Source organism: Amycolatopsis regifaucium (assembly GCF_001613935.1).
In the GTDB taxonomy this organism is placed as follows: domain Bacteria; phylum Actinomycetota; class Actinomycetes; order Mycobacteriales; family Pseudonocardiaceae; genus Amycolatopsis; species Amycolatopsis regifaucium.
Genome location: NZ_LQCI01000049.1, coordinates 93,873 through 106,238 on the forward strand (window position 1 = coordinate 93,873; position 12,366 = coordinate 106,238).

6 protein-coding genes are annotated in these 12,366 nt (G+C 64.9%); 4 read left to right on the forward strand and 2 right to left on the reverse strand.

What is annotated here, in order from left to right; genetic code table 11:
* The first annotated feature begins 85 nt into the window (after positions 1-85).
* On the forward strand, positions 86-7,183 hold the full coding sequence (locus AVL48_RS32370) for a polymorphic toxin-type HINT domain-containing protein (protein WP_158070224.1): 7,098 nt from the start codon (positions 86-88) through the stop codon (positions 7,181-7,183).
* Between the two features lie 653 nt (positions 7,184-7,836).
* Here the strand turns inward: AVL48_RS32370 and AVL48_RS32375 are convergent.
* Complete coding sequence (locus tag AVL48_RS32375; protein ID WP_061984409.1) at positions 7,837-8,514, reverse strand: peptidylprolyl isomerase; 678 nt, start codon at positions 8,512-8,514, stop codon at positions 7,837-7,839.
* A 360-nt stretch (positions 8,515-8,874) separates the two neighbouring features.
* Between AVL48_RS32375 and AVL48_RS32380 the strand changes: the two genes are divergently transcribed.
* A complete protein-coding gene (locus AVL48_RS32380) occupies positions 8,875-9,486 on the forward strand; it encodes a hypothetical protein (protein ID WP_061984407.1) in 612 nt (203 codons plus the stop codon).
* Positions 9,487-9,499: 13 nt separating this feature from the next.
* On the opposite strand, the gene AVL48_RS32385 is transcribed toward AVL48_RS32380, so the two are convergent.
* A complete protein-coding gene (locus AVL48_RS32385; RefSeq protein ID WP_061984405.1) occupies positions 9,500-9,769 on the reverse strand; it encodes a DUF2631 domain-containing protein in 270 nt (89 codons plus the stop codon).
* A 95-nt stretch (positions 9,770-9,864) separates the two neighbouring features.
* On the opposite strand from AVL48_RS32385, the gene dxr reads away from it, so the two are divergent.
* Positions 9,865-11,070, forward strand: a complete 1,206-nt coding sequence (gene dxr, locus AVL48_RS32390; protein WP_061984403.1) for a 1-deoxy-D-xylulose-5-phosphate reductoisomerase — start codon at positions 9,865-9,867, stop codon at positions 11,068-11,070.
* Positions 11,071-11,073: 3 nt separating this feature from the next.
* The gene (locus tag AVL48_RS32395; protein WP_061984401.1) at positions 11,074-12,318 is read left to right on the forward strand and encodes a M50 family metallopeptidase; all 1,245 of its coding nucleotides are present in this window, start codon (positions 11,074-11,076) and stop codon (positions 12,316-12,318) included.
* The last annotated feature ends 48 nt before the right edge of the window (positions 12,319-12,366 follow it).

The following is a 12,366-nucleotide window of genomic DNA, read 5'->3' on the forward strand; positions in this document are numbered from 1 at the left end:
GCGCAACGCCGACGGTACTTATGCGGCGCCCGAAGGCCGCCAGATGGACTTCCACGCGGAGGTCGAAGCCGCCGGCGGTGGCTGGATGCTGGTCGACCGGTCGGCGACCGTGTACCGGTTCCGGCCCGATGGCAGGCTGATCACCGTACACGATCAGAACGGCCGGTACATCGAACTCGACTACGGAACGGTCGACCATCTCAAGCGCGTCATCAGCAGGACGAGTGACCGGATCCTTTACTTCAAGTGGACCGGGGACCATGTCACGTCGGTGAGCACCGACCCGATCGACGGCAAACAGCTCACCTGGAACTACACCTACGACGCCGACAAACTGACCAAGGTCTGCGACCCGTACGGCGGATGCACCGGGTACGAGCAGACCTCGGGCTCTCACTACCGCAGCTCCGTCATCGATTCGCGTCCCGCGTCGTACTGGCGGTTCGGGGAGACCACCGGCGCCGATGCGAACAGCCAGGTGCAGACCAAACTCGGCAAGGACAAGGGAACCTACAAGGACGTCGGACTGGGCCAGCCGGGCCCCCTGGCGAACGCGGGTGACACCGCGGCTTCCTTCAACGGGACGTCCTCGGTGGTCACCCTGCCGGACGGCACGGTGAAGAAGAACCGCGACCTCGCGATCGAGCTCTGGTTCAAGACCACCCAGGGCGGGCCTCTCTTCGGGTATCAGAAGTCTCGGATCAACGAGACGCCGCAAGGCGCTGTTCCCGTGCTCTATGTGGGAACGGACGGCAAGCTGCGAGGACAATTCTGGAACGGCGCAGCCGGTCCCATCACCTCTTCGGCGCTGGTGAACGACGATCAATGGCACCATGTCGTGCTCTCCGGCTCGCTCGCCACTCAGACGCTCTACCTGGACGGGCAAAAGGTCGGTACGGCCGCCGGTGAGATTCAGCATGATGACATCACCTTCAACCAGATCGGTGCCGCATATACGGTTCCGCCGTCGTCGTGGCCCGCATGGGGCACCCAGCCTCGCCGGTTCTTCTCCGGCTTGATCGACGAGGTAGCCTTCTACGAGTACCCGCTCGGTCAGACCGCCGCTCTCTCGCATTTCCAGGCGAAGGCGGGTGCGGACTACCTTTCGAAGATCACGCTGCCGAGCGGGCGGGTCGCCGCGAAGCTTTCCTATGACGTCGCCGCGGACCGTCTCAGCGAGTTCACGGACCGGAACGGCGGGAACTGGAAGATCGTCTCGCCCGTGGTCACCGGGACGGCGACGAACCTGGTGCGGACGACGCAGGTCACCGATCCCGGCAACCGGCTCCACTTCTACGACTACGACCCCGCCCGAGGACGCATCCTGCGCTCCATCGCGCCACTCGGTCAGGGAATCCGCGCCGAGGACCGGTTGGACAACGTAGGAAAGCCGACACCGGAACCCACCCCCGGTTGCCCGCCGACAGGTGGGTTCTGCGGCGGACCGGCGAACGGAGGCAGCACCTGGGTCGGTGGTCCGGTGGTGGGTCTGGGTGTGCGGACCTATGACTACGACGACAAGGGCTTCCAGACGACGATCAGCGACGAACTGGGTGACCAGGTCGTCCTGACCAATGACGCACGAGGGAATGTCACCTCACGCAAGAGCTGCGGGGTCGCTCCCGGCGACTGCCAAACGAGTTACTACAGCTACTACTACAACTCGGATGACGTAACCGACGCACGAAACGGAAAGATCCTTTCGTCGCGCGATGCGCGTTCTTCGGACGCCAACGACTCCAGGTTCGCCACGACGTACACCTACACCGACGGGTGGAGCCGCGGGCTGCTCGCGACCCAGACGACGCCCGACGGTGCCGTCGTCCGGCATGTGTACACCGATGGAACGGAAGCGGCCGTCGGTGGCGGGAACGTCCCGAGTGGACTGATCGAAAAGACCACAGACCCTCGCGGCGGGGAAATCAGCTACTCCTATTACAAGAACGGTGATCTCGCCGAGCTGGTCAACGCCGCCGGCCTGATCACGAGATACACCTACGACATGCTTGGGCGGAAGAAGTCCGAGACCCAGATCAGTGACGCGAATCCGAACGGCATCACGACCACGTTCACCTATGACCTGCTGTCCAGGCAGGCGACGGCCACGAGTCCGGCGTCGAGTGACCCGGTCACCGGTGTAACCCATACCGCACAACGGAAGACCGACTACGACGCGGATGGAAACGTAACCCGTGACGAGGTCATCGACTTGACGGGAGGGGACCCGAGCCGAGTCACCAACATGTCCTACGACGCGTTCGGCAGGCCGAGTGAGGTCACGGATGCCGAAGGCGGTAAGCGCTTCTTCGGGTACGACGGATTCGGCAACCGCACGTGGATGGTCGACCCGATCGGGAACAAGTACGAGTACGCGTACACCGCCCGGAACGCGATCGCCGAGATCCGCCTGCGTGGCTGGCACGGCGGGACGATCGAGGCCGGAACCGGTGAGGGGGACGGAGACGGAGACGGATCCCCTACGGCTTCGCTCACCCTTAAGTCGTTCGCTTACGACTTCGCCGGTCGGCTGATCCGCGAGACGGACGCGGTGGGACGCACCATCCGCTACCAGTACTACACGGACGACAAGCTGCGGAAGAAGATCGCGACCGACGTGTCGGACCCGGACAATCCTTCGGGCCCCAAGACGAACGTCACACTCAGCGAACTGACGTATGACGCCGCCGGAAACGTGGTTCAAGAGGTTCGTCAGGGCGGTGGAGTGACCGCCTACGAGTACGACCCCACGGGCCGCCGGACGTCGCAGACCCACGATCCGGACGGGCTGGCCAACCGGAGCGAGTTCCAGTACTCGCTCGCTGGTGACCTGACCGCCGTGACGCACACCGGTCGCAGCTCGAACAGTTCACGCATCGACGCCGGACGGGTGGAGAGCACCGAGTACGGCTACGACACCGCCGGTCGGAAGATCAGCGAGGCCGTCCTCAATGGAGGGTCGCAGAAGTTCACCACCACTCAGACGTTCGATCAACGTGGACTCGTCACGTCGGTGACCGATCCGCGCGGGAACGTCGGCGGCGCGGACCCGGCGGCGTTCACCACGAACTTCGGGTACAACAGTGCCGGGCTCGCGACGACGGTGACAGGACCCGCGGTCGACGTCGAAAGCGGAGGCGCCCCGGCCACGCGCTCGCGGCCGCAGACGCTGACCGGCTTCAACACTTTCGGTGAGCCGACGGCGAAGCGGGACGCGAACGGTCACGTCAGCACGGTGACCTATGACCGTCTCGGCAGGGTCACCGACTCATCGTCGCCGGAGTATCGCAAACCCGGGGAAACGGCGTCGGCGAAGTCAGTGTCCAGGACGCAGTACGACGCCGCCGGAAAGGTCATCGCTTCCACCGATCCGAAGGGTGCTGTCACCCGGTACCGGTACGACCAGCTCGGTAGGCTGCTGGAGCGGGCCGATCCGCGGGCGGACGCGGGCGATCAGGAGGGTGGTGTCTGGAAGTACTCCTACACGAACGCCAGCGATCAGCTCTCCGTCATGGATCCGAACGGTTCGCGACAGGAGACGACCTACGACGATCTCGGACGTCCGATCACAGCCACCCAGCTTGAGCGGTACCCGCAGCCTGCTGCCTACACGACGAACATTCGCTACGACGCGGCCGGAAACCTGAAGTCGACGACCTCGCCGTCCGGTGAGATCACCCGGTTCGGTTACGACGCGCTCGGACAGCGGATCACCGCCACCGATCCCGCGGGCGTCGTGACGCAGTTCGGGTACGACCTGGCGGGGAACCGCGTCCGCGCCAGCGATGGAACCGGGTACACGCAGTACACGAGCATCGACGGTGCGGGCCGCCCGACCGGCAGCTTCGATCTCGATCCGGGTGAACGCATTCTGCGGAAGTCCTCGGCGAGCTACGACTCGGCGGGCAACCGCCTTTCGACCACGGATCCCTACGGACACACCGTTAAGTTCGCTTACGACGCGCAGGGAAGGATGACTCGGCAGGAGGAGCAGGTCTCGGCGACCGACTCCATTGTCACCGGTTTCGGTTATGACGCTGTCGGTCAGCGGACCCGGATCACCGACGGCCGGACCAACGCGACGATTCAGACGTTCAACTCGCTGGGACTGCCCGAATCGACCGTCGAACCCGTCACCGCGGCTCATCCCGAGCCGAAGGACCGGACGTGGACCACGGGTTACGACCTCAACGGCCAGGCCACGAACTTGCTGGCACCGGGCGGAGTGACCCGGGTACGCGAGTTCGACGCTCTGGGCCGGCTGACCGGTGAGACCGGTGGCGGCGCTTCGGAGGCGACGACGGAACGGAAGCGAAGCTTCGACTTAACAGGTCGGCTGACCAGCGTCGATTCACCCGGTGGGGCCAAGGTCTTCACCTACAACGACAGGGGAGGGCTCCTCACCAGCACCGGCCCGACGACCGGCGTGTCGACCTACGAGTACGACAACTCGGGGCGTCTGGCCAAGCGTGCCGATGCAGCTGGGACCTCTTCCTTTACTTACGACAAGGGAAGGCTCGCGACGCAGACCGACGGTCTGACCGGAGTGCGCCAGGCGATCGGCTACGACGCGGGTGGCCGTGTCGGGACGATCGATTACGGCGCGGGGCGAGTCAGAACATTCGGTTACGACGATTTCGGACGGATGTCTTCGGACACGCTGAAGGGCGCGGACAACGCGACTCTGTCAGGGATGGCGTACGGCTACGACCTCAACGATCGACTCACGACGAAGAACACCGCCGGCCCCGAGGGATCGCGTAGCAATGTTTATGGCTACGACTTCGCCGGCCGGATGACGTCGTGGACGGCGAGCGGTGAGAAGACTGAGTACTCGTGGGACAAATCCGGCAACCGCACCAAGTCCGGCGACAAGACCGCCACGTTCGATGAGCGGAACAGGCAGCTCACCGACGGGGCGACCAGGTTCGCGTGGAGCCCCCGAGGCACGCTCGAGTCCCGGACCACCGCGAGTGGTTCCGTGCAGTCCGGGTTCGACGCCTTCGACCGAGCGGTCAAGGAAGGCACCAGCACCTACGGGTATGACGGCCTCGACCGGATGTCGGTCCGCAACGGCCAGACGTTCGGCTACGACGGAACAAGCCTGGACCTGATCACCGACGGCACGGCGAAGTTCGCCCGCGGCGCCGGTGGCCAGCTGCTCGGCCAGCGCTCGGCGGTCGGGGTGTCGCAGGTCGCGGTGACCGACCAGCACGGCGACGTCGTCGCCGGTCTCGACCCGGCCGGTGGCCTGAGCGGATCGACCAGGTTCGACCCCTTCGGAAAGAAGCTCGGTTCGACTGGGGCGACGTCGACGCTTGGGTACCAGTCGGACTACACCGATCCTGACAGCGGGAACGTGGACATGGGTGCCCGGTGGTACTCGCCGGGGACGGGCACGTTCAATGCGCGGGACGACATCGCGCTGCCGAGCAATCCGTCGGTCGCCGGTAACCGGTATACGTATGGCAACGCGGCTCCGATGAACGGGAGTGACCCGGACGGGCACATCAGCAAAATCGGCTGTCTGATGTTCACGCCACTCTGTTTTGGTGATCCTAGCGATCTTCTTCCGCCGAAAAGGGAGATGCGGCGAGCCCCTATTTCACCTGTCCAGGGCTATTTCGGCTGGACCTGGTTCGACCTTAATGCCGGCTGGGATTCTGTGGCCGGTGGTACGGGCGGTGGGCCGGGGCAGAAGGTCGGTACAGGCGGTGGACGTGGCACGAAGCCTGGTGTGGGCGGTTCGCGAGGAGGCAAGCCCGCGAGTGGCGGTGCTCCGGTCGTCGACCACCGGGCTGCTGCACAGAGCGCGGCCAAGAACAATCCGCTGCCGGTTCCTCAGGCGGTGGCACAACCGGTCTATGCAGGTGGGGAGGGTATAACAGCACCGGTCTCGCCGAGCCCTCACCTCCCGGCGATTGCTGTCGGCGGAAGCGTGGCAGCGGACAACAACGTCAACAAGATCACGAACGCTGTGACCGGCGATGGTCCGATCGTCCAGAACGTCAACGAACTGCCGCCGTCAGAGCTTGGCGGCGCCGGTCGATCGAACAGCAGCGGTGGCTTCCCGTCGATCTCCGATGTACTCGACGTGATCCTTCCCCCGGTGAGCCTGCTCGGGATGCTCTGGCAGTTGGGCAAGGCGGACAGTCCTTCACAGCTCGCGCACGGTGTTCTCGACCTGATTGGCTATGTGCCACTTCTCGGTGAGGTCGCAGACCTGTCAAATGCTGCGCTGTATGCAGATGAAGGAGACAGCCTGAACGCGGGAATATCCGCGGCTGCCGCAATTCCTTTTCTCGGGTGGGGAGCCGCCGCTTGGAAGTCGGGTAAGCAAGGGGTCAAGGGTGTACAGGACGTCGCTGAGCGTGCGACCCATGACTTCCCGGTCAACCCGTCCTGCGTCGGCAAGAACAGCTTTGTCCCTGGTACGCGGGTTCTCATGGCCGGTGGGCTGACCAAGCCGATCGAAGAGGTTCAGCTCGGTGACCAGGTCGTCGCGACGGATCCGGAGACCGGTCGTACCGAGTCGCGCCCGGTCGTGGCCACCATCATCGGCGAGGGGCAGAAGGACCTCGTAAGGGTCTCGGTCGGAGATGGGGTGAGCAACAACCGTGCAGGTGAGGTCATCGCAACTGCCGAGCATCCGTTCTGGTCTAATGTCCGCAATGAGTGGATCAGTGCAACTCGATTGGAGGCTAGTGAGAAGCTCCTCGCAGCCTCGGGGGAGCTGGTTTCAATTGCTGGAATTGACAAGTGGTCTGCGGCGCAGCAGCGTGTTTATAACCTTACGATTGAGGGCGTACATACTTACTATGTTCTCGCAGGAGTTACTTCTGTACTGGTTCATAACTGTACTGCTGGGCAGGTGCCGTACTTTAGCGCGTATCCATCCGAATTCATGGATCAAGCCAAGAAGTATGGAAAGGGAGGGATTCGTGAACTTTCGGATGGGCGGGTTCGATTTTATGGTGAAATAGCTGAGGCGAGAACTGCGGGAGAGATGCTCGGTAGGCGACTGGTTCGCGAGTGGGATCCAAGTACAGGTGTTACGCGTATTTGGCATGAAACGTTGGATCACGCTGGAAATGTGCGGATTGTTCGACCTGACGTAGATGTAACGAACGGAAAAAAGATTCACTATAGTTTCGATTCGCTTGGCAACTATACGGGAAGGTGGTAGTCGGGTGCATAATGTCTTTGGTGAGGTGAGGGCAATGCTGGCGGCTTTGGTTAAGTCTGAGATCTCGCGAGAAGAGGCTGCCGATTGGGCGATAGTGCGAGTCCGGGAGGGCGCGTCCATCTATGTGGATAATCCTCGTGTTTGGACTGCTCTTGACCGCCTGGGAGGCGCTGACCTCAAGATTGGACCTGACGCTTACCTTCATGGGCAAGCGGACTTTGAGTCATGGTTGAGGGAATTGGATGCCTAATCGCGACTAGTCAAGTAATGGGGTTTGCAAACCAATTGCAGATGAATTTAGTTGTTGGAATTTGTCGATCGGGTGCGCCTAAGCCCTCTTCTGGCGTCGTCGAGACTATTTAGAGGGTCCAGTGGATCTGGCCCCGGCGCGTGGGTCTGGTCTTTAATGTGGCGGTGAAGCATGCGTCGAGGAGTGAATAATATGCGACGGTTTAGCGCGCCTAGCTAGTTGTGGTGCTACCTGGGTCAATGTTTACGTCGAGACTTTGGTCTGATGCGCAGCGGTGGCCCCTGTGGAGGGGACTCAGGTACTCTAGGCAAGGCTTCGCGGCGCGAACGGGCACATATATCAGGAGGCAACTGCTTGGAGACATCGATCGACGCGAGGTATCCGAAGTCCTGCGGCGGTCTGTTCAGAAACCCACGGTCGCCTTCTGGATCTTCACCGGCTTCGCGGGCAGCCCGTCGGCAGGACCGTTCGGATCCGTCGGGATGATCCCGGCGGCCACGATCCGGTCCAGCACCTCCATGCCCCGCACGACCTTGCCCATCACCGAGTAGTTCTTCGGGATGTTCGCGAACGAGTGCACGATGAAGAACTCGCTGCCGTTCGTCCCCGGTCCCTGGTTCCCCATGGCGATGGTGCCGCGTTCGTAGGTCTCGGTGCCGTCGACCTCGTCCGCGAACTTATAGCCCGGCCCGCCCTTCTCGGCTTCGTAGATGTCGCCGCACTGAAGGACGCCGAGGCGCGACGAGTTCGTCAGGCGCCAGCACTGGCTGTGGTCGTAGAAGCGTTGCAGCGCCAGGCTCGCCAGGTTGTGGACGGCGCAGGGAGCGGCGCCCGCGCGGTTCAGGCGCACGGTCACGGGGCCGTAGTTGAAGCGGAACGTGACGTCGACGGTGCCACGGGTCAGCGCGAAGGGGAGCGGCCGCAGGACCGGGCGGGCCGCGGGGTTTTCCGGCGTCGGCGTGAACTCGCAGCGCACGATCGGCAGGGACGCCGAGGACGTGGGCGCGGCGGCGGCCACGCCGGGCAGGAACACGGCGGCGAGAGCGGAAACGACAGCGGTGACACCCCAGCGCAACTTCATGAGGGGGAACCTAACCCAAAAGGGTGGTCGTTGGGTAGCGGTTCACGCGGTCACCCCTCACCTCAGTCGACCTTCACAGACTGGAACGCGAACACAGAGGACCACTGGCCTCTTTCGAGGTCGGCTCAAGCCGCTGACCGTGTGGATTTTGCTGCGTTGGATGACACGAAATCCACACGGTCCGACGTCACCGGTCCGGTCACGACTTTGCCGGGGCCCTGCCCTGAAGGTGGCGAAGGAGGCCTTCACACCTTCATGTACGCAGGAGAGAACTACCGCGGTCCAGGTGGTCGTGAGTGGCGATTCGGGTTAGAACACGAATCGCCACTCAGGACCACCTGCACCGAACGGTCACCGCACATGCTGAGCTCACTCACCGCCGCGTACCTCGCCTTCTCCCTCGTCCTGCTCCCGCCCACCGAGAGCCAGCCGGACCAGGTCGACCACGTCGCCCTGCCCTGCGCCCAGACGGGCCCGTCGGCCGACGACGGCGACACCGCCAAAGCGCTCAACCAGCAACTCGGCACCAAGATGCGCGGCTACATGAATCCCTACAACACTTCGTGCGCCAGAGTCGTCGTGGAATCGGTACGGAGAGCGGGGCTCGACGACCGCGCCGCGGCCATCGCGATCGCCACGGTCATCGTCGAATCGAGTATCGCCAACCTCGACGGCGGTATGGGCGACTCGGTCGGGCTCTTCCAGCAGCGCGCGAGCTGGGGCTCCTTCGCGCAGCGGACCGACCCGGTCTGGGCGACCGGCAAGTTCCTCGCGGTGATGCGCCAGTTCTACCCGAACGACTCGTGGAAGGCCGCCGCCATCGGAGACGTCGCGGCGGCGGTACAGCGGCCGGCGGCGAAGTACCGGCATCGCTACGGGGTCGAGGCCGGCGACGCGGTCAAGATCGTCAACGAACTTTGGGTCCAGGACGGCAAGCGGCCCCCGTCCTCGAAGGAGAGCGGGGGCCGCTGAAGCCGTGATGAAGCTACTTGCGCCAGGCCGTGCGCCGCTTGCGGATGTCCAGCACCAGCGCGAACATGACGGCCAGCGACAGGCCGATCAGCCACAGGTTCTCGGTCCAGCCGTGGTGGTTGCCGTACAGCATCACCAACAGGATGATCGCGGTCAGCCATCCCGCGACTCGCGACGCCTTCGGGAAGGAGCCGTGCCAGCCCCATTCGGCCGACGGTTCGTCGCGGGGATCGACGGTGTCGACGCCCACCCGGCCGCGCTTTTCGACCGCCTTGCTCGCCACGATCAACTCCTCAAGACCCGGTGGTTCACTTGCCCGCGAATGATCCCACACCTGGCTGCGCGCGCCCGACGGGGCCCGCGCGACAATGACCCCCGATGACTACCTCGCGAAGTGTGCTCGTGCTCGGTTCGACCGGTTCGGTCGGCGCCCAGGCCCTCGACGTCGCGGCCCGTAACCCGAAACTGTTCCGGGTCGCCGGGATCGCCGCGGGCGGCTCCGACCCCGCCGCGCTGGCCGCCCAGGCCCTGGCGCACCAGGTCGACGCCGTCGCCATCAGCAGGCCGACGGCCGTGGAAGACCTGCAGCTCGCGCTGTACGCCGAGGCGCAGAAGCGCGGCTACAACCGTGGCGACTTCAAGCTCCCGCGCATCTTCGCTGGGGCCGACGCGGTCGTCGAGATGATCGACGCCACCCCGGTCGACGTCGTCCTCAACGCGCTTCCCGGCTCTCAGGGACTCCCGCCGACCCTGCGCGCGCTCGCCACCGGCGCCACGCTCGCGCTGGCCAACAAGGAATCGCTGATCGCGGGCGGGCCGCTGGTGCTGGCCGCGGCCAAACCCGGCCAGCTGGTCCCGGTCGATTCCGAGCACTCCGCGATCGCGCAGGCCCTGCGCGCCGGCCGCGAATCCGAGGTCGCCCGGCTGGTGCTCACCGCGTCGGGTGGGCCGTTCCGCGGCCGCAAGCGCGAGGAGCTGGCGGACGTCACGGTCGAGCAGGCGATGGCGCATCCGACCTGGTCCATGGGCCCGCTCATCACCATCAACTCGTCGACCCTGGTCAACAAGGGGCTGGAGCTGATCGAGGCGAAGCTTCTCTTCGACATCGAGACCGACCGCATCGACGTGGTCGTCCACCCGCAGTCGATCATCCACTCGATGGTGACCTTCGTGGACGGCTCGACGATCGCCCAGGCCAGCCCGCCGGACATGCGGCTGCCGATCGCGCTCGCCCTGCACTGGCCCGACCGCGTGCCCGGCGCCGCGGCCGCCTGCGTCTGGGACAAGCCCGCGAACTGGACTTTCGAGCCGCTGGACAACGAGGCGTTCCCCGCCGTCGAGCTGGCGAGGCACGCCGGAACCGTCGGTGGCTGTGTCCCGGCGGTCTACAACGCGGCGAACGAGGAGCTGGTGGCCGCGTTCCTGGCACAGAACACCGGCTTCACCTCGATTGTGGACACTATTGCCCAGGTGGTGGAAGCCGCCGACGAATGGCGTCGTGAACCTCGCGACGTGGATGACGTACTAGCTGCCGAGCGCTGGGCTCGCGCGCGTGCCGGTGCGCTGATCGGTAAGGGGAAGTAGCGCGTGGTCTGGTTCATTCTCGGGATCGTGCTGTTCGCGCTGGGTATCTGCCTGTCCGTCGCGCTGCACGAGGCCGGTCACATGTGGGCGGCCAAGGCCTTCGGCATGAAGGTCCGGCGTTACTTCATCGGCTTCGGGCCGACGATCTTCTCGTTCCGCCGAGGTGAGACCGAGTACGGCGTGAAGTGGATCCCGCTCGGCGGATTCTGCGACATCGCGGGCATGACCGCGCTCGACGAAGTCACTCCGGACGAGTCGAAGCGCGCGATGTGGCGCTTCAAGACCTGGAAGCGCACCGTCGTCATGTCGGCGGGCTCGGCGATGCATTTCATTCTCGGTTTCATCATCCTGTACCTGATGGCCGTCACCATGGGCCTGCCGAACCCGGCCGCGCAGGCCGCCCCCACCGAAGCGGTGATCAGCGGTACGTCGTGCGCCCGTGCGGCCACGACCATGGAGCAGCTCAACGACACGAGCTGCCCGCCCGGCGCCCCCACGCCGGCGAAGACCGCCGGGCTTCAGGCGGGCGACAGGGTTGTCTCCGTCGCGGGCAAACCGATCAAGACCTGGCGCGAAATGCTCGCGGCCGTCCAGGTCGCGAGTGGCCCGACGCCGTTCGTGGTCGAGCGGAACGGGCAGCGGATCAACCTGACCGTCGACGTGCCGAGGGTGCAGCGGCTGGTCGCCGACGGCTCCGACAAGACCACGGTCAAGGACGTCGGCATGATCGGCGCCTCACCGGTCCAGAACACCGCGCCCCCGCTGCTGACCTACGGCCCGGTCGACGCGATCGGCGGGACGCTCGGCTTCACCGGCACGATGTTCTCCGAGACCGCCAAGCGGCTGATCGAGTTCCCGTCGCGGATCCCCGCGGTGGTGGACTCCATCTTCGGCGGCGAGCGCGACCCGAACACCCCGGTCAGCGTGGTCGGTGCCAGCCGGATCGGTGGCGAGGCGGCCGAGCAGGGCCTGTGGGAGATCTTCGTTCTTCTGCTGGCGAGCCTGAACTTCTTCATCGGCGTGTTCAACCTGCTGCCGCTGCTCCCGCTCGACGGCGGGCACATCGCGGTCGTCTGGTACGAGCGGGTCCGGGATTGGGTCCGGAAACTTCGCGGCAAGGCGGCGGGCGGTCCGGTCGACTACACGAAGCTCTCGGCGGTCACGATGGTGCTCGTCTTCATCGGCGGCGCGGTGACTCTGCTCACCGTCACCGCCGACATCGTGAACCCGGTCAAGCTGTTCCAGTGACGGGGACCGCCGATTACGGAGCGCGCTGTCAGGACCGTTGGGCTGCCC